A 22,285-nucleotide genomic window follows, 5' to 3' on the forward strand; every position below is an offset into this window, starting at 1 on the left:
CTCCCGTCGTCCACGCCCCACGGAAACACCGCACACCACCACTCATCCACCGGCACCACCTCACCGCTCAGGAGACCCATCATGAACGCACCCGCACCGGGCACGCTCGCACCGGAGAGCGACGTCGCCCCCGTCACCGAGGCGCCCGCGGGCGCCGAACTCACCCACCGCCCCGGCCGCTGGATCGACGGCTGGGACCCGGAGGACGCCGGCCAGTGGAACAACGGCGGCAAGGCGATCGCCTCGCGCAACCTGCGCTGGTCGATCTTCGCCGAGTTCCTCGGGTTCTGCGTCTGGCAACTCTGGTCGATCGTCGTCGTCTCGCTGCCCGCTGCCGGCTTCGAGTTCGAGACCGGCCAGATCTTCTGGCTCATCTCGATGCCGGCGCTCGTCGGCGCCACCCTGCGCATCCCGTACACGTTCATGGTGCCGAAGATCGGCGGCCGCAACTGGACGATCATCTCGGCCGCGCTGCTGCTCATCCCGTCGATCGGCCTCGCCCTGGCGGTCGGCAACCCCGAGACGCCGTTCGGCGTGATGCTCGCCATCGCGGCCCTCGCCGGCTTCGGCGGCGGCAACTTCGCCAGCTCGATGGCGAACATCACCTACTTCTACCCGCAGCGGGAGAAGGGGTACGCACTCGGACTGAACGCGGCCGGCGGCAACCTCGGCGCGGCAGTCGCCCAGTTCATCGTGCCGATCGTCATCACCATCGGTGCCGGCGTCGCGCTCAACCTCCCGCTCGCGGGCTGGATCTGGGTGCCGCTCATCCTCATCGCGGTCGCCGGCGCGTACTACCGCATGGACAACGTCTCGAGCGCGAAGGCCGACCTCAAGGCGACCCTGGCCGTGCTGCGCGAGCCGCACCTGTGGATCCTGTCGGTGCTCTACATCGGCACCTTCGGCTCGTTCATCGGCTTCGCCGGCGTCTTCCCGAAGCTCATCGCCGACCTGTTCCCCGACTACTCGACCTTCGCGGTCGGCGGGGCGACGCTCACGCTGGCGTTCATGGGCGCCCTCGTCGGCTCGCTCGCCCGCCCGTACGGCGGCAAGCTCGCCGACCGGTTCGGCGGCGCGTCGATCACGATCGTGTCGTTCGCGGTCATGGGCCTCGGCGCCCTCGCGGTGATCTGGACCCTCCCGCTGAACAACTTCTGGCTGTTCCTCGGGCTGTTCCTGCTGCTGTTCACCGCCTCGGGCGTCGGCAACGGCTCGACCTACCGCATGATCCCGACGGTGTTCGCCCTCAAGGCGGGCTCGACCGACGCGCACAACTCCGCCGGCGACATCAGCTCGCAGCGGAAGGCGGCGGCCGCACTCGGCATCATCTCGTCGGTCGGCGCCTACGGCGGCTTCGCGATCCCGCAGCTGCTCGGCGCGTCGAAGACCAACTTCGGCGACTACACCACGGGCCTCAGCTGGTTCGTGTGGTTCTACGCCGCGATGCTCGTGCTCACCGCCGTGGTCTACGTCTACGGCGCCCGCAAGCAGGGCACCCGCATCTGAGACCCGGTGGGTCGGGCGGTCCGCCCCCGCCCGACCCACCGAAACCCCGCCGACATCATCGCCACGTAGCATCCGCAGCACCCGACGGGAAGGGGAACGGCCGTGACCGAGTCGCACGACAGCCACTGCCCCTACTGCGCGCTGCAGTGCGCGATGACCCTCACGCCGACGGATGCCTCGAGCGGCACCCCGCCCATCGACATCGCCGCCCCGGCCGGCGCCCGCCGCCTGCCGCTCACCGTCGCCGGTCGCGACTTCCCGACCAACCGCGGCGGCCTCTGCAAGAAGGGCTGGACCTCCGCGGAGCTGCTGGACGTGGACGACCGGGTCACCTCGCCGCTCGTCCGGCAGCCGGACGGATCCTTCGCCCCCGCCTCCTGGGAGACCGTGCTCGACCGCATCGCCGACACCGTGCGCGACAGCCGCGACCGGTTCGGCGCCGACTCGGTCGGCGTGTTCGGCGGCGGCGGCCTCACCAACGAGAAGGCGTACCAGCTCGGCAAGTTCGCGCGCATCGCGCTCGGCACGAGCCGCATCGACTACAACGGCCGCTTCTGCATGTCGTCGGCCGCCGCCGCGGGCAACCGGGCCTTCGGCCTCGACCGCGGACTGCCGTTCCCGGTCGAGGACCTCGACGGCGCCTCGACCATCCTCATGCTCGGCTCGAACGTGGCGGCGACGATGCCGCCGTTCATCGGCCACCTTCAGGGCGCGCGCGGCGACCGCGGGCTCATCGTCGTCGACCCCCGCCGCTCGGAGACCGCGAAGCTGACCGACGAGGGCCAGGGCGTCCACCTCGCGCCCGCGCCGGGCACCGACCTGATCGTGCTGCTCGGGCTCACCCACATCGTCATCACCGAGGGCCTCGCCGACCTCGACTACCTCGCGGCCCGCACGACCGGGTTCGACGCGGTGCGCCGCAGCGCCAACGCCTGGTGGCCCGAGCGCGTGCAGCAGGTCACCGGAGTGCCGGTCGCACAGCTGCGCGAGGTGTCCCGGCGCCTCGCCGACGGGCGCGGAACCTACATCCTCACCGGCCGCGGCGTCGAGCAGCACGTCGACGGCACCGACACCGCGACCGCCGCCATCAACCTCGCGCTCGTGCTCGGGCTCGTCGGGAAGCCGGGCTCGGGCTACGGCACCCTCACCGGCCAGGGCAACGGCCAGGGCGGCCGCGAGCACGGGCAGAAGTCCGACCAGCTCCCCGGCTACCGCATGATCACCGATCCCGCCGCGCGCGCCCACGTCGCCGGCGTGTGGGGCGTCGACCCCTCGATCATCCCCGGCCCGGGCGTGCCCGCGGTCGCGCTGCTCGACGAGCTCGGTCGCCCCGGGGGCATCCGCTGCCTGTTCGTGCACGGGTCGAACGTCGTGGTCTCGGCGCCCGACGTCGACGCCGTGCGCGCGGGGCTGCGCGCGCTCGACCTGCTCGTCGTGAGCGACTTCGTGCTGTCGGAGACCGCGCGGCTCGCCGACATCGTGCTGCCGGTCACGCAGTGGGCCGAGGAGGAGGGCACGATGACCTCGCTCGAGGGGCGCGTGATCCGCCGCCGCCGGGCGATCGAGGCGCCGGGCGAGGCGCGGAGCGAACTGTGGATCATGCGCGAGCTGGCCGAGCGCCTCGGCGCGCCGGGCACCTGGTCGACGGAGCCCGCGGAGGTGTTCGACGAGCTCGCCCGCGCATCGGCCGGCGGCAAGGCCGACTATTCCGGGCTCTCGCACGCACTTCTCGACACCGGCATCGCCGCGCACTGGCCGTTCCCGCCCGGGTCCGAGGGCACCCCGCGCATGTTCGGCGAGCGCTTCGCGCACCCCGACGGGCTCGCCCGCATGGTCGCCGTGTCGCCGCGCGTGCGCGAGCCGCTCGGCCAGCACGGCGGTGAGCTCACGCTGGTCACCGGCCGCCTGCTCGAGCACTACCAGTCGGGCGCGCAGACGCGCCGGGTGCCCGAACTGCTGGGCGCCCGGCCCCACGTGACCGCGCAGCTGCATCCGTCGACCGCGGCCCGGCTCGGCATCGCCGAGGGCGATGCGATCGAGGTCGCGAACGTCCGCGGCCTCGTGCGGGCGCGGGCGGAGGTCACCACCGGCATCCGCCTCGACACCGTCTTCCTCCCGTTCCACTTCGCCGGCGAGCAGTGCGCCAACCTGCTCACCGAGCGCGCGGTGGACCCGATCTCGTCGATGCCCGAGTTCAAGCGCACGCTCGTCACCGTGACGCGAGCGGATGCCACGCAGGAGGTCCCCGCATGAGCACCCACGTCGCCCCGACGCTTCCGCACCACACGCCGACGCGCGTCGTGCTGATCGGCTACGGCCCGGTCGGCGCCCGCTTCGTCGAGGAGCTGCTGCCGTCCGTGGCATCCGGTGCCGTGGCCCTCACCGTGCTCGGCGCCGAGACGCACGACGCGTACAACCGCGTCCTGGTCGGCGAGTACGCCGTCGGGCGCGCCTCGCGCGAGCGGCTCGACGTGATCGACACGGCGGCCGCGCGGTCCGCCGGCGTCGACGTGCGGCTCGGCGAGGCCGTCGTGGCGATCGACCGGTCGCGCCAGGTCGTGCGCACCCACCACGAGACCCGCGTGCCCTACGACCGGCTCGTGTTCGCGACCGGTGCGCGCGCGAACGTGCCCACGCTCGTCGGACTCGAGCGCACGACGCGCCACCGCCTCGCGCGCGCCGCGACCGCCGCCGAACTCGACCGCGGCGAGCGCGCGCTGCCCACCGGCATCGTCGCCCTGCGCGACCTCGACGACGCCGAGACGGTGCGCGCGGCGGTCGCCGGTCGCAAGCGGATCGTGGTGCTCGGCGCGGGCGTGCTCGGTATGGAGGCCGCGCTGGCGGCGACCGAGCAGGGGGCCGAGGTCGTGGTCGTGCACCACGGCGACGTGCCGATGGAGCGCAACCTCGACCACGGCGCCGGCCGGCTGCTCGCGCGCGCGGCGCGCGCCGGCGGCACGCTCACGCTGCCGCACTCGCGCGCCGAGGAGGTGCTGTTCCGCCACGGGCACCACGGCGAGCGCATCTTCGAGGCGCTGCAGTGCGCCGACGGCAAGCAGGTGCCGGGCGACCTGCTCGTGCTCTCGTGCGGGGTCGCGCCCCGTGTCGAGCTCGCCGCCTCATGCGACCTCGCGATCGAGCGCGGCGTGCTGGTCGACGAGGAGCTGCGCAGCTGGACCGACCCCGCCGTCTTCGCGATCGGCGACTGCGCCCAGGTCGCCGCTCGCGGCTCGGCCGGACCCGACGGGCGCGTCGGCGGTGGGCCTGCCGGACTCATCGGGCCCGGGTGGCGCCAGGCCGACGCCCTGGCCGCACGGCTCGCCGCCGAGGCGACGGGCGGCGACCCGGCCGGCATGCCGCTGGCCGAGGAACGCCCCGCGGTCGTCATGCTCAAGGCCGAGGGCGTCGACGTGGTGTCGGGCGGCGACGTGTCGGCCGACCCGTTCGACGACGAATTCGAGCCGACTGCCGGCACCGCGTCGCAGCCCATCGGCACCGCCGCCTCGCCCACCACCCCTCCGGACGGGTCGGCGCAGTCAGCCGATACGGACGGGTCCACCGACCGCGTGCACTCCCCCGGCTGCGCAATTCACGCCCCCGCCCCGCGCGAGGTCACGGTCTGGGCCGACCCCGCGCACGGCGCGTACGCGAAGATGGTCACCCGGGGCGGCGTGCTCGAGGGCTTCGTCGCGGTCGGGATGCCCCGCACCGGCGCCGAGCTCACCCTGCTGTTCGAGCGCGGCAGCGAGCTGCCGGCCGATCGCAGCGTGCTGCTGCGCCTCGACTCCGACGACGCGGGCGTGGTCGCGACCACCGACCCGTTCGCCCCCGACGCGACCGTCTGCTGGTGCAACGGCGTCACGGTCGAGCGCATCACCGAGGCCGCCGCCGCGGGCGACCGCACGGTCGAGTGCGTCGGCCGCTCCACCCGCGCCGGCACCGGCTGCGGCAGCTGCAAGGGCCGCATCACCGAGCTCATCGCCCGCACCCCCGAGGCCGCGCCGGCCGTCCCGGTCCCCTGACCCGCCGCTCGCACCGGGCAGCCCTCTCGCCCCCCTCGCCCTCCTCGCCCCCGCCCGACCCCGTGCGAACCGTAGGAGATTCGCGGTCCGCCCCAGCCCCACCCCCGCGTGTCGCCCATCGGGTCCTACGTTTCGTCACCACGGCGCGACCGCCGCGTGCGAACCGTAGGAGATTCGCGGTGCGCCGCAGCCCCACCCCCGCGTGTCGCCCATCGAGTCCTACGTTTCGCACGGCAGCCCCGCCTCGTAGGGTTGCGGCATGAGCGGGGCTGACGCGTACGACGCGATCGTGCTCGCGGGCGGGCGCGGCTCGCGGCTCGGCGGGGTCGCGAAGCCGCTGCTCGTACGGAACGACCGCACGCTGCTCGCCGGCGTGCTCGATGCGGTGGCGGATGCCGCGCACATCGTCGTGGTCGGCCCGCCCTCGCTCGCGGCCCACGTGGGCGCGCATGCCCTCGTGCGGGAGGACCCGCCCCTCGGCGGCCCCGTCCCCGCCATCGCCGCCGGCCTCGACGCCCTCCCGGCCGGCGCCGCGCGCATCGTGCTGCTCGCGGGCGACCTCGTGGACCCGGCCGCCGCCGTCGCCGCGCTCGTGGCGGTGGCGGACCGCCCTGGAGCACCCGCCGCACCCGGGAGTACCTCGCCCGGGTCAACCGCCTCGCTCGGCTCGACGCCGCCCGGGCTTCCGCCGCGCGGCGCTCCCGCCGACGGCGTGATCACCATCGACCCCGACGGCCGCCGGCAACCGCTCCTCGCGATCTACGACGGCGCGGCCCTGCGCAGCGCGATCGGCGCACTCTCGGCCGACGGACCGCTCGACGGCCTCCCGCTCCGCCGCCTCATCGAGCCGCTCGACCTGCGCGAGCTTCCGCTGCCGGCCGCGCAGCTGCGCGATCTCGACACCGCCGCGGATGCCGCCGAGTTCGACGTGGACCTCCCTCCGGGGCATCCGCCGCCCTGAGCCGACCGCCGCCACGCGCCCCTCGCACCCGGCCGTCCCTCCACCCGTGGACGACGCCCGCCGACCCGAGGAGAATGACGGACATGGCTGACGACGCACCCGAGATCCTCGACCGCTGGTGGACCGAGCTGTCCGCCGCCCTCGGCGTGGAGGATGCACCGGGCGACATCGCCGACCTCCTCTCGCTCGCCGGCGACGCCGCCCACCGCGTGGTGCGCCCGGCCGCGCCGCTGACCACGTTCCTCGTCGGCTACGCCGCGGCCCGAGCGGGCGGAGACGACGCGGCCCTCCGCCGCGCGATCGACACCGCGCGCGAACTCGCCGCCCGTCACGACGACGCCGACCATTGACCCCCGCTCGCGGCGACGGCAGGATGGCGGCATGGTCGAACTGATCCTCTGGAGTGTCATCGGGCTGATCGCGCTGGTCGGCGGCGTCGGGCTCGCCGCATCGCTCTGGGCGTTCATCAAGGCGTAGCCGCCAGGCGACGCAGGGCGTCCGACGCCCCGGAGCCACCCGTCGGCGCAGCGCCACGCGCCGCCGGCGCAACGCCGCCGAGACGCGTCAGCGCACCATCCGCGCCTCGATGAACGTCTCGACGTGCTCGTAGGGGTGCTCGACCCCGTCGAGCGCGAACCCGTTGCGCGCGTAGAACGCCTGCGCCCGCGGGTTCTCCTTCGCCACCCACAGGTACGCGGGATCGTCGCCGAGCACCGCGTCGAGCAGCCCCTGCCCCGCGCCGGTGCCGTGGTGCGTGCGCGAGACGTAGATCATGTAGAGCTGGCGCGGGCGAGGCGGATGCTGCGGGTTCTGCGGCCGTCCGCTGCAGGCCAAGCCGACCAGCTCTCCGTCGGCCTCGGCGACCGAGACCCGCAGGTCGTCACGGTCGTGCTCGCCGAGCATCGCGTTCCAGAGGCTGCGCCGCTGCTCCAGCATCCGCTCGCCGAAGTACTCGTCGGGCAGCTGGCCCGTGTAGGTCTCGCGCCACGTCTCGACGTGCAGGCGGGCGAGCGTCTCGGCCTCGTGCGGCTCGGGTGCGCGGATGACGAGGGTCGTCGGCATGCGCCGATGGTAACGGGCCGGCGAGGCGAGCCCGGTCGGGTGTGGACGCTCAGCGCGAGTGCGCGAGCGCGGCGGCGCGCGTGCCGCCCGCGGCATCCGCCTCATGCGACCGGATCACGGGCGTGGGTGCCGTGCGCAGCGGGTACCAACTCGCGGCGATCCGGCGCATGCGCTCGGTCAGCACCGTGTAGGGCACCGGCGTGCCGCCGCGTGCGACGACGAGCTTCTCGAGGTAGTCGCGCACGAGCCAGACGTCGGTCGGGCGGGAGTCGTCGGAGACGGCGAGGGTCTCGTTCAGCTGGTGCGCGCTCATGCCGAGGTCGGCGCGGATCTCGCCGGGGCCGAGCCCGCAGCGGTCGAGGTTGGCGTGCAGTTCGGCGCTCGTGCGGCGCTGTTCCTCCGGGCTGAGTGACATCGGAGATGTTCCTTCCCGCCGCGACTGGGCGGCGGTGTCCGCGTGCGGACTCTCGGCGGGCCGTCGGGCGCAGCCCACCGCATCCGGCGGCTCGGTGCCACCGGTTCGCGCCCCGGAGACGGCGACGACCCGCGCGGCATCCGCTGCGCCGTCATCACTCGCGACTCGCCCGGCATCCCTGCCGGCCCCGGCGCGGCGCGAGCCGCGGGGGTGAGCGCGTCAGTGGCGACGACGATACGTCACACGCGTGAAACGTTCGAATCCGCCGGCTCGTCCCAGGGCACCGATCGTGCGCGAGCACCCCGCCACACGCGGGATTCCGCAACGCAATCCGGAGGATGCGCTTGGTTTCCGGCCTGATCCGGCGCGACACGCCGTGTCTCGGTCGACTTCGGGCGGATGCTCCTGGAATGCGCCCCGCGCCCGAACGGGCCACCGAGTACGCAACGTGCGGGAACCCGCGAGGGGTTCCCGCACTTCGCGTACTCGGTCGCGGGGCGACGCGGCGTCAGCTTCGGCGTCCGCGGCCGGAGGCGCGTCGCTCCGCTCGCGCCTCGTGCGCAGCGGCGTCCTCGGCCTTCATGATCGACTTCGTCTCGGTGAGTTCGCCGAGCGCCGTGCGCCACCAACGCGTGCCCGGGTCGGAGTCGACCAGCAGCATCCGCACGAGCAGGGTCAGCGGCACCGCGAGGATCGCACCGATCGGGCCGAGGATGATCGCCCAGAACAGCACCGAGAAGAAGGTGAGCGTCTGGCTGAGCGCGACGGCGTTGCCGACCACCTTCGGTTGCACGATCGACTGCACCACGGCGTTCACCAGTCCGTAGACGACGATGATCGCGATCACGATCGGCCAGCCGCCCTCGAAGTAGCCGAACACCAGCGGCGGCACGATCGCGATGAAGTACCCGACGTTCGGGATGAAGCTGCAGAGGAACGACAGCAGCGCCCACAGGAACGCCGCGGGCACGCCCATGATCACCAGGGCGACGCCGTTGATCACGCCCTGCACGAGGCCGAGCACGGTCGTGACCACCATGTAGCGCCGCACGTCGTGTGCGTACTCGCGCACCGCGGAGACCAGGTGCGGCCGCCTCGGCTCGAGCTGCCGCAGCACGGTGGGCGCGTAGGACGCATCGGCCGGCATGAGGATGAGCATGGTGAGCAGCACCACGAGCATGCCGATCAGCCCGAACACGCTGCCGAGGAGGCCGCTGAAGAACGCGACCAGGTTGTTCGGGTCGAGTCCCTGCTCGATCGCCGCCACTTGGTCGGGGCCGAAGCCGATGCTGCTGAGCCACGACGAGATGTTCGCGCCGATCGCCGCGATCTGGTCGGCGTAGTCGGGCAGGAGCGAGCTGAACTGCGCGAACGCGATGACGAGCGCGTAGACGAACGCCGCGAGCAGCGCGAACGTCGTCAGCGCCACGGCGAGCGTCGCGACGCCGCGATTCACGCCGTTGCGCTCGAGCCACGTGCGCACCGGGTTCGCGCAGATCGTGAGGATCAGTGCGAGCAGCACCGGCGCGAGGATGCCCGAGATGCCGCTCATCCCGATGGCTGCGACCGTCGCGGCCGCGAGGCCGAGCACGATCGCGAGCGACCGCGGGATGACGACGGATGCCACCGAGCGGCCGCCCCCGACGTCGGGCGGAGCACCTGCCTCCGGTGCATCCGCCCGTCGGGGCCGGTCGGCCGGCTTCCCCCTGCGCATCACCCCTCCGACCCTCGTTGCGGACGCTCAGGCCCCGCCCTGCAGCGCCTTCGCCTTCAGCTGGTCGAACTCGGCCTGCGTGATCGTGCCGCTGTCGAGCAGCGACTTCGCCTGGTGGATCTCGGCGGCGGCCGACTGGCCCCCCGACCCGGCGACGCTGCGGATGTAGGCGTCGGCCTGCGCCTGCGCCTCGCGGTACTCGGCGGCCCTGCGCCTGGACATGCCGCTGCCGCGCGCGATCAGGTAGATCAGCGCGGCGAGGAACGGCAGCACGATCAGGAAGACGATCCAGAGGGCCTTGGCCCACCCGTTCAGGCCGTGGTCACGGAAGATGTCCATCACGATGATGATGAAGACCCAGATGCAGGCGATCGCGATGTAGATCCAGAACAGCCAGACCAGGAACTCCCAGAGGTTCATGACGCGCTCCCTTCGCCCTGGGCGCGCCATCGGCGCCCGGTCGTCCCGACGGTATCGGCGGATGCCTCTATGGCACGTCACCCGGATGGGATGACCGGTGGTCGTCCCGGCGTTCGGGACGATCGACCCACTCGTGGATCCGCGCCCTGCGCTAGCCTGCGAGCGGGCCCGCGGGGGTCGGGTCCACGGCGGCACCAACGACCGCCCGGAGCGACATGATCGAGGCATCGGAGCCGGACACGCTCGTCGACCGCCCGCGGCTGCGCGAGCGACTCGATCGGGCGCTGCACACGCCCGTCACGCTCGTCGTCGCCCAGGCGGGCGCCGGCAAGACCGTCCTGCTGCGCCAGTGGACGGCGCAGTGCGGCGCCCCGACCGTCGCGTGGGTCGACCTCGAGACCGCCGACGACGACCCGGTGCGGCTCGCTCGCCGCATCCTGACCGCGCTCGACGCGGTACGGCCGGGGGTCGCTCCACTCTCCTCGCTGTCCGGCCTGCACGGCGGTGGACTGGGAACCACCCTCATCGACAGCCTCGCGCTCGAGTTGCGCGATTTCCCCGAGACGCTCATCGTGCTCGACGACCTGCACCGGATCACGAACCCCACCCTCGTGGCGGACCTGGGACGGCTCGGCGCGGAGCTCCCCGGCAACGTCCACCTGATCCTCTCCAGTCGCGTCGACCCCGCAGTCGCCTGGAGCCGGCTCCGGCTTCGCGGCGGACTGCTCGAGATCCGGCAGTCCGACCTGGCGCTCTCCGACGAGGAGGCGGCCGAACTGCTGCACCGCGTCACCGGACGGGACGTTCCCGCGGACATCCGGACGCTGCTGCTGCGGCGCACGGAAGGATGGGCGGCCGGCATCCAGCTCGCCGGCCTCGGACTCCGCTACCGCGAGGCGGATGCGCTCGCGTTTGCCGAGACGTTCGCAGGTACCGACCGCATGGTCGCCGACTACCTCACCGAGGAGGTGCTGGCAGCGCTGCCGGCCGACGACCGCACCCTGCTGCTGGAACTCGCGGTGCTGGAGGTCATGACGACGGACCTGGTCGGCCACGTGCTCGACAGGGACGACGCGGGCGTGCTGCTCGAGCGCCTCGCGCACGAATCGCTCTTCGTCGTCCCGCTCGAACCCGGCCGCACGCGGTTCCGCTTCCACCATCTCTTCCGCGACCTGCTGCGCCACCACCTCAGGGTGACGGACCCCGGTGCGGAGGCGCGACTGCTGGGTCGTGCCGCGGACTTCCACCTCGCGCGGGGCGAGATGCCGGATGCGATCGAGGCCCTGCTCCGCGCGGAGGACTGGCCGCGGGCGATCGAGGCCATCATGACGACGCGCAGCGAGGTCTTCGAGCGCGGCGAGATGCGCACCGTCATCCGGTGGATCTCGAGCGTGCCGGAGTCGGCGCGCGCGGACCGCCTCGACGTCTCCCTCGAGCTCGCCATGCTCATCGGCATGGAGGGCGACGCGATCACCGCGGTCGACCTGCTCTCGCGCATCGCCGCCGACCCGAGGGCGACGGTCGGCAAGCGCGCGAGCGCGCACGCCTGGATCTCCGCGACGGCGCAGTGGGCGTCACGACCCGAGGAGTCCATCCACGCGGCGGACACGGCACTCGAACTGCTCGACGCGCACCCCGACGCGCGCCCGAAGGACGTCCTGGGCCTGACGTCGCCCGCGCACCTGCGCACCCTCGCGATCGGCTCGTCGGGGCGGGCGCGGTTCCTCGCTGGGGACCTCGACGACGCGCAGGACTGGCTGGAGCGCGCGCTCGACGCCGACGCCGCGCACTACGTGCCGTTCCGCGTCGCACTGCTGGGCTCGCTCGCCCTGCTGCACGCCTGGCGGGGTCGTCGCGCCTCGGCGGGGCTGCTCGCGTCGGAGGCCCTCGACGCGGCGGACCACGCCGGGCTGCTGGCGCACCCGTCCGCCGCCGATGCGTATCTCGCGCGTGCACGCTCGGCCGTACTCGCCGGGCGTCCGAGTGCGGCGGAGGTGCCGCTGGTCTCCGCATCCCTTCGCTCCGAGGCGAACCGCCGGACGCAGCTGACGTGGATCGGCAGGGCGATCGACGCGGCGCGTGCCGTGGCGGAGGGCCGCACGGGCGATGCCCTCGCCGCCGCCGATGTCGACGGCCGCCTCGGCCTCGGCCCGCCGGCGCCGGCGGTGCACGACGAGCTCGTGGCGGTGCACATGCTCGCCCTCCGGCACGACGGCAGGACCGCGGAGGCACTGCACGTCTGCGGGCCCGACGCGGCCTCGCGCGGCCCAGCTGCCCGGTACGAACTGCTCGCCGCGCTCATCGGAACTGGTCGCCTGGACGAGGCGGGAGACCTGCTCGCGACGTGGGCGCCTCCGGACGCCTCGACCGATCCCCTGCGGGCCGTGCAGCACCTGCTCGCGCACGCCGCGATCGCCGAGCTCGAGGGCCGCCACGGGCCTGCACTCGCCTCGGCCACCCGGGCGCTCGACGCCGCGGAGCCGGAGGGGATCGCGGAACCGTTCGCGCAGGCGGAGGGGCCGATCTCGAGCCTGCTCGCCGAACTGGCGGTGACCCGCTCGGGCCTCGTCGATCGCGCGCTCGAGCGACGCCTCGCGGAGCATCCGCTGCATGCCAACGGGGACCTCGCCGAGCCGCTCACCCAACGCGAGCTCGAGGTCCTCGCGCTGCTCCCCGAGCACGCCACGAGCGTGGAGCTGGCCGGGCGCTGCTACGTCTCGGTGAACACGTTGAAGACCCACCTGGCGCACATCTACCGGAAGCTCGGAGTCTCCGGCCGCAGTGCGGCGATCGCCCGCGCGCGCGAGCTCGGGCTCCTCCCGGCAGTCAGTCCACGGCCGGCCCTCGAGAGGTGACCGACACGATCGCGGCATCGAACCCGCGGATGAGCCCGAGGACCCCGAGCAGCTTCGCCTGGTCCGCGACGGGGCCGCGGACCACGGTCGTCTCCGCGTCCGGCCGGATCTCGAATCCGACCAGCTCCGCTGCGAGTGCCTCGGGCACCCGGCCGCGCACGACGATCTCGAAGACCTCCGCGACCATCCGCGCCCCCTGCCCCCGACATCGACCCCGTCGCACCTACTGACGGGCCATCGCCACCCGCAATCGGTCCTCCGGCGCGATGTAGTGGTCGTGGTCGTCGAGCCCGGCGTCGAGCTGCACCCAGTGCACCGTGCCCGTGAAGCGGCTCTCCGCGGGTGAGTAGTCGCTGCTCACGGGCGTCGCGTCGTCGCTTCCGACATCCGTGGTCTCGTCCCCCGAGAAGAGCATCGGCACCGTGCCGTCGACACGGCCCTCGCCGACCTTCGCGCCGTCGACGAACACGCCGACGGTTCCGCCCTTGCCGAGCCCGCCGCCGTCGTAGGCGAACTCCGCGCGCACCTGGTGCTCGCCCGCCGGCACCGCCGCGTCCCCTCGGGTGATGAACTGCTGCAGGCCGAACAGGTTGTAGCAGAACGCGGGTCGGCCCTCGTGCAGGTAGAGGCTGAGGCCGCCGAACGCCCCGCCCTGCGCGAGCAGCACGCCGTTCGCGCCGCCGTCGGGCACCGTGATCGACGCGGTCACCGAGAACGACTTGTTCTTCAGCACGATCACGGAGTTCTCGGTCAGCCGCCCCATGCCCCCGAACAGGAGCTGCGAGTTCCCCGACACGAGCAGCGGGCGCCCGGCGATCTCCGCGTTGAACCGCTCGAACCGGCGATCGTCGAGCGGGAGCACGCCGTACTTCGTCGCTTCGATGAGGAACAGCCGCTGCAACTCGTGCAGCCTGCCCGGCTGCTCGGCCGAGAGGTCGTGGGCCTGGGTCCAGTCGTCGGGGGCGTAGAGCTCCCAGACGTCGTCGTCATATGCGGGCATATCGGATGCCGCCCAGGGGATGCTGTGCCGAGTGACCGCCGTCCACCCCTTGTGGTAGATCCCGCGGTTGACGAACATCTCGAAGTACTGGGTCTCGTGGCGCTCGGGCGCGGCGGCGTCATCGAATGCGTAGCGCATGCTCGTGCCGTGCAGCGGCATCTGCTGCACCCCGTGCACGCTGATCGGGTGCGGCAGCTGCGCGACCTCGAGCACGGTGGCGGCGACGTCGATGATGTGCGTGAACTGCGAGCGGATCTCGCCGCGCGACGCGATCCCGGCGGGCCAGTGCACGATCGTGCCGTTGCGGGTGCCGCCCCAGTGCGAGGCGACCTGCTTGGTCCACTGGTAGGGCGTGTCCATCGCGTGCGCCCACCCGACCGCGTAGTGGTTGTACGCGGCGGGCGTGCCGAAGTCGTCGATGCGCGAGGCCATGAACTCGGTGGTCTCGAGGCCGCCGGCGCCGTTCAGGGTGATCAGCTCGTTGAAGCAGCCCTGCGGGGTGCCCTCGGCGGAGGCACCGTTGTCGCCCACGATGTAGTAGACGAGCGTGTCCTCGAGCGTCCCGAGCGCGTCGATCGCGTCGATCAGTCGGCCCACCTGGTGGTCGGTGTGCTCGAGGAACCCCGCGTACACCTCCATCTGGCGGGCGAGCACCGGCTTGAGGTCGTCGGGCATGTCGTCCCACGCGGGGATCTCGGGCGGGCGGGCGGTCAACTCGGCGTCCTGCGGCACGACCCCGAGCTCCTGCTGTCGCGCGAACGTGCGCTCGCGAAGGGCATCCCACCCGTCGTCGAACCGCCCGCGGTACTTCTCGCTCCACTCGGCGGGCACGTGGTGCGGCGCGTGGGTCGCGCCAGGGGCGTAGTAGAGGAAGAACGGCTTGTCCGCTTGGAGCGCCTTCTGCTCGCGCACCCAGGCGATGGCCCGGTCGGTCATGTCCTCGGTGAAGTGGTACCCCTCCTCGGGCGTGCGGTCGGGCTCGACCGCGACCGTGCCCTCGTGGATCGACGGTGCGTACTGGTTCGTCTCCCCGGCGATGAACCCGTAGAAGTGCTCGAACCCGGAGCCGGTGGGCCAGTGGTCGAACGGCCCCTGCGGGCTCGCCTCCCACACGGGCACCTCGTGGCACTTGCCGAACTGCGCCGTCGAGTACCCGTTGAGGCGCAGTGTCTCCGCCAGCGGCGCTGCCGTGTTCGGGCGGATCGAGTTGTAGCCCGGCGCCGAGGTCGCGATCTCGGTGATGCCGCCCATGCCGACGGAGTGGTGGTTGCGGCCGGTCAGCAGCGCCTGGCGCGAGGGCGAGCAGAGTGCGGTCGTGTGGAACCTGTTGAACTTCAGGCCGGAGGCGGCGAGCCGCTCGGCGGTCGGGCAGTCGGCGGGTCCGCCGAAGGCGCTCGATGCCCCGAAGCCGACGTCGTCGAGCATCACGATGAGCACGTTGGGCGCACCCGCCGGAGGTCGCAGGCGCTCGATCGGCGGGTAGCTCGTGTCCGGGTCCTTCGCGTCGTACGTGGTGAGGCCCACGTGGCCCCGGTCCGGGATCGGCAGGACCGACCGGTACGCGTCCGTCGTCATGGTGTGCCCCCTCGCTCGCGCCTGCGTGCACGCGCAGGTGTCCGTGCTCGGCAGCCTCCCCCGGGTGCGGGGGCGGAGGCATCACCCCGACCGGATGATTCGGCGCCGCTGGTGCGATCGTGATGCGCGTGCGGTACGCCGGACCCCGCTCCCGTACGGTGGGTGGGTGACGACGCGAACCTTCGAGCCGACTTCGCCGGCCCAGCACGCGGCCGCGATGCGCGGCGCGCTGCCCGACGTGGAGGAGTTCGCGGGCGGCTGGTGGTCCATCCCGGTGCCGATGCCCGGCGGGCACATCCCGTACAACCTCTGCTACGCGGTGCGTGACGACGCCGGCGGGGTGCACCTCATCGACCCGGGCTGGCCGACGACGGGCCACCTCGACGTGCTCGCGGCCGGGCTCGCGCACATGGGCGCGGGCCTCTCCGACGTCCGCACGGTCACCGCGACCCACCTGCACACCGATCACCTCGGCGGTGCGGGCGATCTCCGCGCCGCGACCAGCGCACGCATCGTGCTGCACCGCGAGGAGGATCGCGCGGTGCGCGAGATGGCCGGACGGCGGCCGGCCCACGCGGCATCCGACGCCATCGACCGCTGGGGGGTGCCCGCCGACCGCCGGGCGGAGCTCGAAGCCCACGCCGAGGAGCGCGTCGAGCGCCCGACGGCCGACGTCCTGGTCGACGACGGCGACCTGCTGCCGATCCCGGGCAGGAGCGTGCGGGTCGTCCACACCCCGGGTCACACCACGGGCCACATCTGCCTGCGCGACGAGGACGCGGGCGTGCTCTTCACGGGCGACCTGCTGCTGCCGACGATCCACCCGGGCGTGGGACTCGGCGCGCACGGCGATGCGAACCCCCTCGCGGACTACCTCTCGTCGCTTCAGCGCATCGCCCGCTTCGACAACGAGGCAGCGCCGGGCCACGAGTACCGCTTCCGCGGCGTGTTCGCACGCACCATCACCACCGCCGAACACCATCTCCGCCGCACGCGCGAGGTGCAGCGCGTGCTGCAGCGCGACCGCGCGCACACCGTGTGGGAGGTGGCGTCCGAGCTCACCTGGTCGGCCGGCTGGGCGAACCTGCAGGGCTTCTTCCTCATGTCCGCGCTCGCCCAGACGGCGATGCACATCGAATTCGTGCAGACGGATGCGGGTCGGACCGCGGGCGGCTGAGGCGAATCCGGCTGCCGACGCCACCGCCCGGCGACACGCGGGAGCGCGCTCATCCGCGCCCTTCCAACGAATATGCAAAACCATGGGGTAGTGTGAAATTCCCCTCTGCGTACGCACCCCTCATTCGGGGGGTGGATTTTTCCGTGACGTGGCGCGCCCGCCTGCGATATGCTCGCGACACAGCGCAACCCGAACCGCACATAGCGCAATCACAGACCACACTCAGCGAGGGGCACACACACATGACCGAGATCGACAACTCTGGTGTCGACCAGCCGAAGGGCATCAGTCGCCGCACCGTGACCAAGGCCATGGCCTGGTCGGTACCCGCCGTTGCCGTCGCGGCATCGGTTCCCGCCTACGCGGCATCGCCCGGCATCATCACGCTCGACGGCCGCGCCTGCAAGCTTCCCGGCCGCTCGAACGACACCTACAAGGGCTACGCGTTCGGCATCATCGTCACCAACCCGTACAACGTGCCGATCACGGTGACGATCACCAACATCGAGCTGGGTGGCTCAACCTTGGCGCCGTTCACCATCGTCAACCTCGACGGCTGCACCCTCGTCGGCACGTCGGGTGTGGTCCCCGCCATGACCACGCTCGACAACCTGGTCGTGCTCACGTCGGACGCGGCGGACAGCGCCAACGACATCCTGTCGGCCAACTACACGATCACCGGCGGCCCCGGCGGCAGCGAGGAGATCAGCGCCGCGGTTCCCGTCACGCCGCCGGTCAACGGTGCGTCCTGCGACGACTTCACCACCGCGGAGAAGGACTGCCTCGAGACGTTCGTCGTCCCCGCGACCTAGTCGCACGTCATCGAGAACCGCCCGTGTCGCCTCGCGACACGGGCGGTTCTTGCGTTCGCTGCGAGGATCGGCTCGGGCGCACCGCCGGGTCGCATCGTAGGCTGAACCCGTGGCCTCCCCCGCGAGGAAGCAGGAACTGCTCGAGGTCGCGGGCCACGAGGTGCGCGTCTCGAGTCCCGACCGCGTCGTCTTCCCCGATGCCGGGCTGACCAAGCTCGACCTCGTGCGCTACTACGTCGCGGTCGCCGACGGCGCCCTCCGCGGCGTGCGCGACCGCCCGATGGTGCTGAAGCGCTTCGTCAAGGGCATCGACCGCGAGGCGTTCTTCCAGAAGCGCGTGCCCGAGAATCATCCCGACTTCGTCACGACGGCGACCCTGCACTACGCCTCGGGCACGTCGGCCGAGGAGGCGGTGCTGACGGATGCCGCGGGGCTCGCGTGGGTCGTGAACCTGGGGTGCGTCGACCTGAACCCGCATCCGGTGCGCGCCGGCGACCTCGACCACCCCGACGAGCTGCGCGTCGACCTCGACCCGATGCCCGGCGTCGACTGGCGGCAGATCGTCGACGTCGCGATGCTCGCGAACGAGGTGCTCGCCGAGCACGGCCTGACCGGCTGGCCCAAGACCTCCGGCTCGCGCGGCATGCACGTCTACGCCCGCATCGAGCCGCGGCACGACTTCCACGAGGTCCGGCTCGCAGCCGAGGCGCTCGCCCGCGAGATCGCAGACCGCGCACCCGGGCTCGCGACCGCACGGTGGTGGAAGGAGGAGCGCGGCGAGAGCGTGTTCGTCGACTTCAACCAGAACGCGAAGGACCGCACAGTGGCCTCGGCCTACTCGGTGCGGCCGCTGGCGGATGCCCGTGTGTCGACGCCGCTCGACTGGAGCGAGGTGCCGGGCTCGCGCCCCGAGGCGTTCACCGTGCCGACGGTGCTCGAGCGGTTCGCCGAGCGCGGCGACCCCTGGGCCGGCATCGACGATGACGCGGGCAGCCTCGACCCGCTGCTCGAACTCGCCGAGCGACTGGGCCCCGCCGAGAAGCCGCCCCGCCGCGGCGACGGCTCGGGCCGGCGCGCGTCGGCCATGCCGCTCGTCGAGATCGCCCGGGCGAAGTCTAGGGACGAGGCGCTCGACGGGCTCGAGCGGTGGAAGGCGCGCCACGCGGGCGTGGTCGCCCTGCTGCATCCGGCCGACGTGCTCGTCGACGGCATGCGCGGGTCGAGTTCGCTCTGGTACCGCATCCGCGTCAACCTGCAGCACGTGCCCGAGGCGGAGCGCCCGGAGCAGGAGCCGCTCGAGGTCGACTACGACCCGTGGGAGGCGCGACGGGCGACCGGCGGTCCCTAGTCGCGAGGGGCGAACGCGGCGTGGAAGAGGTTCCACGCCCGGTCGGCGACGGCGCGTCGCTCCGTGTCATCCGTCCAGGGCAGCACCTGCGTGAGCATGCTGATCGCGAGCTCGATGTCGTCGGCGGTGACGTGCTCGCCGATGCGCCCGGCGGCGTGCTCGCGGTCGAGCGCGGTCGCGGCCACGGCGTGCAGCCGGTCGCCGAGCTCGGCGACGCGCTCGTCGTGGCGGTGCAGGCGCACCAGCTCGATGATCGCCGTCGAGCCCATCGCCTGCGCGATGATCAGCTCGAGCAGGTCATCGAGCGTCGAGTCGGGCGGGGCGACGACGGCCTCGAGCGCGTCCATGTTCTCGTCGAAGACCGCAGCCGCGAGCGAGATGCGGTCGGGGAAGTGCCGGTAGAGGCTGCCCTGCCCGACGCCGGCGCGCTTCGCGACCGAGCTGAGCGGAGCCGCGAGGCCGGACTCGGCGAAGACCTGGCGCGCGGCCTCGACCAGCGCGCGTCGATTCTCGGGGCCCGCGACCGGGCCGCGGTTCGCCTTGGGAACCGCCTCCGTGCCCTTAACCTTCGTCGGCATGAGGGATACACTACTACCGGACAACGATGTCCGGTCGAAGGAGGAGACCCATGACCACAGGCAATTGGGACCGCGAAGTCGACATCCTCGTGGCGGGCAGCGGGGCCGCCGGGATGACGGCGGCGATCACCGCGGCCGACGCAGGGCTCGAGACGCTCATCGCGGAGAGCACCGATCGCTGGGGCGGCACGACGATGCGCAGCGGAGGCGGCCTCTGGATGCCGGACAATCCGAAGATGCGGGACCGCGGGATCGAGGACTCGCGCGAGGAGGCGCTGACGTACATGGAGGCCGCGATCGGCCCGGTCGACGCGATCGGCCCGGCGAGCTCGCAGGCGCGACGGGAGGCGTTCGTCGACTCGGTGACTCCCGTGTACCGCATGCTCGAGCGCCTCGGCGTGAAGTGGGCGTGCGCGAAGGACTACCCCGACTACTACCCCGACCGGGCGGGCGGAAAGGTCGGCCGTGCGATCGAGGTCGTACCGTTCAACGCCCGGAAGCTCGGCCCCTGGCTCGAGACCTCGCGCATCGGCGACGCGGTCCCGATCCCGATGATGACCGACGACGTCTGGCTGCTCACGCGTGCGTGGTCGACCGTGTCCGGGTTCGTGCGGGGCACGCGATTCGTGTTCCGCACGCTCGGCGGGCTCATCACCGGCCGCAAGCTCGTCGGCATGGGCGGAGGTCTCATGCTGAGCCTCGGTGACATCGCGCGCCGGCAGGGCACCGAGATCCTGATGGACTCCCCGCTCACCGAACTCCTGCAGGACGACGACGGCGCGGTCGTCGGTGCCGTCGTCGAGACGCCCGACGGCCCGCTCCGGGTACGGGCGCGGCGCGGAGTGGTGCTCGGTGCGGGCGGCTTCGCCGTGAACCGCGAGTGGCGCGAGGAGCACCACGGCATCCCCGGCTACAGTTCGGCGGCCGACGGCGACCTCGGCACGGCCATCTCGGCCGGCGAGCGCGCCGGCGGTGCGCTCGCGCTGATGGACGACGCCTGGTGGGGCTCGTCGGTGCCGATCCCGGGCAAGCAGCCGCTCTTCGTGCTCAACGAGCGCTCCGACCCGTTCAGCATCGTGGTCGACCAGCACGGCGAGCGGTACCTCAACGAGTCCGAGAGCTACATCGACTTCGGGCACCACATGCTCGAGCACGCATCGACGGCACCCACGAACCCGTCATGGCTGGTCGTCGATCGCCGCCACCGCCGGCGCTACATGTTCGCGGCGATGCTCATGGGCGGCAAGTCGGTGTGGCAGCAGGGCATCGCGGTCAAGGCGAAGACGCTCGACGAGCTGGCCGGGAAGATGGGCGTCGACGCCGATCGGCTCCGCGCGACCGTCGACCGGTTCAACGAGATGGCGAGACGCGGCGTCGACGAGGACTTCGGGCGCGGCCGCACCGTCTACGACAACTACTACGGCGACCCACGCGTGAAGCCGAACCCCAACCTCGGCCCCATCGAGAAGGGGCCGTTCACCGCGGTGCAGCTCGTGCCGGGCGACCTCGGCACGAAGGGAGGCCTCGTCACCGACGAGCACGCACGCGTGCTCGACGAGTCGGGTGCACCCATCGCGGGCCTGTACGCCGCGGGGAACACCACCGCGTCGGTCATGGGCCGCACCTATCCCGGGCCGGGCTCGACGATCGGGCCGGCCGCAGTCTTCGGATATCTCGCTGCAACCCACGCAGCGGAGCGATCCGTCATCGATGCCGACACCCCTGCGGCATCAACACCAAAAGAGAAGGAACAACTCGCATGACGACTCCCAAGGAGCTCACGGCCAACGACTCCATCAAGACGTGGCTGACCCACCCGGTCGGCGGGCCGATCATCCGCGACCTGCTCGCTCAGGCCGGGCAGGACCCGGACGTGCTGAAGCCCGTCCACCGACTCGCGCTCAAGCGCCTCGTCAAGCTCAGCAAGGGATCGTTCAGCCAGGAGATGGTGGACGACCTCGTCGCGCGCGCCGCCGCGGGCGACGTGCCCGAGGGCGCACCCGAGGCGGCCCCGGTCGAGGAGGCCGACGAGGCCGAGGCCGAGCCGACGGGCCTGCCCGACGTCGAGGTGCCGATGTGGGAGGAGCGCATCGACTCCGGTCGCTTCAGCGGCCAGACGATCATCGTCACCGGCGCCGGCTCGGGCATCGGCCGAGCGACCGCATCGCGCATCGCGCGCGAGGGCGGCCGCGTGATCGCCGTAGACGTCTCGCAGGAGCGCCTCGACGAGTTCGCCGCGGAGTTCCCCGCCGCCGACATCGTGACCCTCGTCGCCGACATCACCGATGACGCCAAGGTCGCCGAGATCGTCGCCGCCGCGGGCGACCGCATCGACGGCCTCGCCAACATCGCCGGGATCATGGACGACATGACCCCGCTCGGCGACCTCACCGACGCCGTCTGGGAGCGCGTCATGCGCGTGAACGTCGACGGCACCATGAAGCTCTCGCGCGCGGTCATCCCGGCGATGCTGTCGCAGGGCAAGGGCTCGATCGTGAACACCGCGTCGGAGGCCGCCCTGCGCGGGTCCGCCGCCGGCGTCGCCTACACGACGTCGAAGCACGCGGTCGTGGGTCTCACGAAGTCGACCGCGTTCATGTACGCGCCGTACGGCCTGCGCGTGAACGCCGTCGCCCCCGGCCCGACCATCACGAACATCGAGGCGTCGTTCGCGTCCCCGCTCGGTGCGCAGCGCGTGCGCCAGGCGATGGCGATCCTGCCCGACGCCGCCGAGGCCGAGGCCCTCGCCGCGTCGATCACCTTCCTGCTGAGCGACGACGGCGTGAACGTCAACGGCGTCGTGCTCGCGTCGGACGGCGGCTGGTCGGCGACCTGATCCC

General features: G+C 72.5%; 18 protein-coding genes. 11 read left to right on the top strand and 7 right to left on the bottom strand.

Features of this window, described 5'->3' with window-relative positions; all coding sequences use genetic code 11:
* The first annotated feature begins 81 nt into the window (after window positions 1–81).
* From QMG39_RS07165 to QMG39_RS07185, 5 genes are all read left to right on the top strand, one after another.
* Window positions 82–1,506, top strand: coding sequence for an MFS transporter (locus QMG39_RS07165; protein WP_281883510.1), 1,425 nt, complete (start codon window positions 82–84; stop codon window positions 1,504–1,506).
* A gap of 102 nt (window positions 1,507–1,608) precedes the next feature.
* Window positions 1,609–3,759: a molybdopterin oxidoreductase family protein gene (locus tag QMG39_RS07170; RefSeq protein WP_281883512.1), complete on the top strand. Its 2,151-nt coding sequence runs from the start codon at window positions 1,609–1,611 to the stop codon at window positions 3,757–3,759.
* Window positions 3,756–5,528, top strand: coding sequence for an FAD-dependent oxidoreductase (locus tag QMG39_RS07175; RefSeq protein WP_281883514.1), 1,773 nt, complete (start codon window positions 3,756–3,758; stop codon window positions 5,526–5,528). Before QMG39_RS07170 ends, QMG39_RS07175 begins: the two co-directional genes overlap by 4 nt.
* Window positions 5,529–5,787: 259 nt before the next feature.
* Window positions 5,788–6,489, top strand: a complete 702-nt coding sequence (mobA, locus tag QMG39_RS07180; protein ID WP_281883516.1) for a molybdenum cofactor guanylyltransferase — start codon at window positions 5,788–5,790, stop codon at window positions 6,487–6,489.
* 83 nt (window positions 6,490–6,572) lie between these two features.
* Window positions 6,573–6,839 carry a DUF6457 domain-containing protein gene (locus QMG39_RS07185; protein WP_281883519.1) on the top strand — a complete coding sequence of 89 codons (267 nt, stop codon included), beginning with the start codon at window positions 6,573–6,575 and terminating at the stop codon, window positions 6,837–6,839.
* A gap of 214 nt (window positions 6,840–7,053) precedes the next feature.
* Here QMG39_RS07185 and QMG39_RS07190 read toward each other — a convergent pair whose 3' ends face one another.
* The 4 genes from QMG39_RS07190 to QMG39_RS07205 all read right to left on the bottom strand — a co-directional run bounded on the left by QMG39_RS07190 (window position 7,054) and on the right by QMG39_RS07205 (window position 10,100).
* On the bottom strand, window positions 7,054–7,551 hold the full coding sequence (locus QMG39_RS07190; RefSeq protein ID WP_281883521.1) for a GNAT family N-acetyltransferase: 498 nt from the start codon (window positions 7,549–7,551) through the stop codon (window positions 7,054–7,056).
* 49 nt (window positions 7,552–7,600) lie between these two features.
* Window positions 7,601–7,966 (bottom strand): DUF2316 family protein, encoded by a 366-nt coding sequence (locus tag QMG39_RS07195; RefSeq protein ID WP_281883523.1) that lies wholly within the window; start codon window positions 7,964–7,966, stop codon window positions 7,601–7,603.
* Between the two features lie 508 nt (window positions 7,967–8,474).
* Window positions 8,475–9,680 (bottom strand): AI-2E family transporter, encoded by a 1,206-nt coding sequence (locus tag QMG39_RS07200; protein WP_281887195.1) that lies wholly within the window; start codon window positions 9,678–9,680, stop codon window positions 8,475–8,477.
* A 27-nt stretch (window positions 9,681–9,707) separates the two neighbouring features.
* Window positions 9,708–10,100, bottom strand: coding sequence for an SHOCT domain-containing protein (locus QMG39_RS07205; RefSeq protein ID WP_281883526.1), 393 nt, complete (start codon window positions 10,098–10,100; stop codon window positions 9,708–9,710).
* Window positions 10,101–10,315: 215 nt separating this feature from the next.
* On the opposite strand from QMG39_RS07205, the gene QMG39_RS07210 reads away from it, so the two are divergent.
* On the top strand, window positions 10,316–12,955 hold the full coding sequence (locus QMG39_RS07210; RefSeq protein ID WP_281883528.1) for a winged helix-turn-helix domain-containing protein: 2,640 nt from the start codon (window positions 10,316–10,318) through the stop codon (window positions 12,953–12,955).
* On the opposite strand, the gene QMG39_RS07215 is transcribed toward QMG39_RS07210, so the two are convergent.
* Both QMG39_RS07215 and QMG39_RS07220 read right to left on the bottom strand, forming a co-directional pair.
* On the bottom strand, window positions 12,927–13,142 hold the full coding sequence (locus QMG39_RS07215; protein WP_281883530.1) for a DUF8691 family protein: 216 nt from the start codon (window positions 13,140–13,142) through the stop codon (window positions 12,927–12,929). The genes QMG39_RS07210 and QMG39_RS07215 overlap by 29 nt on opposite strands.
* Window positions 13,143–13,178: 36 nt before the next feature.
* Window positions 13,179–15,530, bottom strand: coding sequence for an arylsulfatase (locus QMG39_RS07220; RefSeq protein WP_281883532.1), 2,352 nt, complete (start codon window positions 15,528–15,530; stop codon window positions 13,179–13,181).
* Window positions 15,531–15,696: 166 nt separating this feature from the next.
* Between QMG39_RS07220 and QMG39_RS07225 the strand changes: the two genes are divergently transcribed.
* The 3 genes from QMG39_RS07225 to ligD all read left to right on the top strand — a co-directional run bounded on the left by QMG39_RS07225 (window position 15,697) and on the right by ligD (window position 18,867).
* A complete protein-coding gene (locus tag QMG39_RS07225; protein WP_281883534.1) occupies window positions 15,697–16,707 on the top strand; it encodes an MBL fold metallo-hydrolase in 1,011 nt (336 codons plus the stop codon).
* Between the two features lie 242 nt (window positions 16,708–16,949).
* Window positions 16,950–17,519, top strand: a complete 570-nt coding sequence (locus tag QMG39_RS07230; protein WP_281883536.1) for a hypothetical protein — start codon at window positions 16,950–16,952, stop codon at window positions 17,517–17,519.
* Between the two features lie 109 nt (window positions 17,520–17,628).
* Window positions 17,629–18,867 carry a non-homologous end-joining DNA ligase gene (gene ligD, locus QMG39_RS07235; protein ID WP_281883537.1) on the top strand — a complete coding sequence of 413 codons (1,239 nt, stop codon included), beginning with the start codon at window positions 17,629–17,631 and terminating at the stop codon, window positions 18,865–18,867.
* Here ligD and QMG39_RS07240 read toward each other — a convergent pair.
* Entirely contained in the window at window positions 18,864–19,445 is a 582-nt protein-coding gene (locus QMG39_RS07240) for a TetR family transcriptional regulator (RefSeq protein WP_281883539.1), read from the bottom strand. The genes ligD and QMG39_RS07240 overlap by 4 nt on opposite strands.
* Before the next feature lie 50 nt (window positions 19,446–19,495).
* Here QMG39_RS07240 and QMG39_RS07245 point away from each other — a divergent pair, with 50 nt between their 5' ends.
* Together QMG39_RS07245 and QMG39_RS07250 are read left to right on the top strand one after the other, a co-directional pair.
* On the top strand, window positions 19,496–21,208 hold the full coding sequence (locus QMG39_RS07245; RefSeq protein WP_281883541.1) for an FAD-binding protein: 1,713 nt from the start codon (window positions 19,496–19,498) through the stop codon (window positions 21,206–21,208).
* Window positions 21,205–22,281: an SDR family NAD(P)-dependent oxidoreductase gene (locus QMG39_RS07250; RefSeq protein WP_281883543.1), complete on the top strand. Its 1,077-nt coding sequence runs from the start codon at window positions 21,205–21,207 to the stop codon at window positions 22,279–22,281. The genes QMG39_RS07245 and QMG39_RS07250 overlap by 4 nt, the downstream gene beginning before the upstream one ends.
* The last annotated feature ends 4 nt before the right edge of the window (window positions 22,282–22,285 follow it).

Origin of the sequence: Agromyces rhizosphaerae (genome assembly GCF_027925245.1) — a bacterium.
GTDB lineage: Bacteria > Actinomycetota > Actinomycetes > Actinomycetales > Microbacteriaceae > Agromyces > Agromyces rhizosphaerae.

Coding starts and splice junctions, on each gene's coding strand:
- QMG39_RS07210 (WP_281883528.1), top strand. CDS start 10,316: ATGATCGAGGCATCGGAGCCGGACACGCTCGTCGACCGCCCGCGGCTG.
- QMG39_RS07190 (WP_281883521.1), bottom strand. CDS start 7,551: ATGCCGACGACCCTCGTCATCCGCGCACCCGAGCCGCACGAGGCCGAG.
- mobA (WP_281883516.1), top strand. CDS start 5,788: ATGAGCGGGGCTGACGCGTACGACGCGATCGTGCTCGCGGGCGGGCGC.
- QMG39_RS07185 (WP_281883519.1), top strand. CDS start 6,573: ATGGCTGACGACGCACCCGAGATCCTCGACCGCTGGTGGACCGAGCTG.
- QMG39_RS07205 (WP_281883526.1), bottom strand. CDS start 10,100: ATGAACCTCTGGGAGTTCCTGGTCTGGCTGTTCTGGATCTACATCGCG.
- QMG39_RS07245 (WP_281883541.1), top strand. CDS start 19,496: ATGACCACAGGCAATTGGGACCGCGAAGTCGACATCCTCGTGGCGGGC.
- QMG39_RS07195 (WP_281883523.1), bottom strand. CDS start 7,966: ATGTCACTCAGCCCGGAGGAACAGCGCCGCACGAGCGCCGAACTGCAC.
- QMG39_RS07230 (WP_281883536.1), top strand. CDS start 16,950: ATGACCGAGATCGACAACTCTGGTGTCGACCAGCCGAAGGGCATCAGT.
- QMG39_RS07175 (WP_281883514.1), top strand. CDS start 3,756: ATGAGCACCCACGTCGCCCCGACGCTTCCGCACCACACGCCGACGCGC.
- QMG39_RS07220 (WP_281883532.1), bottom strand. CDS start 15,530: ATGACGACGGACGCGTACCGGTCGGTCCTGCCGATCCCGGACCGGGGC.
- QMG39_RS07215 (WP_281883530.1), bottom strand. CDS start 13,142: ATGGTCGCGGAGGTCTTCGAGATCGTCGTGCGCGGCCGGGTGCCCGAG.
- QMG39_RS07250 (WP_281883543.1), top strand. CDS start 21,205: ATGACGACTCCCAAGGAGCTCACGGCCAACGACTCCATCAAGACGTGG.
- QMG39_RS07165 (WP_281883510.1), top strand. CDS start 82: ATGAACGCACCCGCACCGGGCACGCTCGCACCGGAGAGCGACGTCGCC.
- QMG39_RS07240 (WP_281883539.1), bottom strand. CDS start 19,445: ATGCCGACGAAGGTTAAGGGCACGGAGGCGGTTCCCAAGGCGAACCGC.
- QMG39_RS07200 (WP_281887195.1), bottom strand. CDS start 9,680: ATGCGCAGGGGGAAGCCGGCCGACCGGCCCCGACGGGCGGATGCACCG.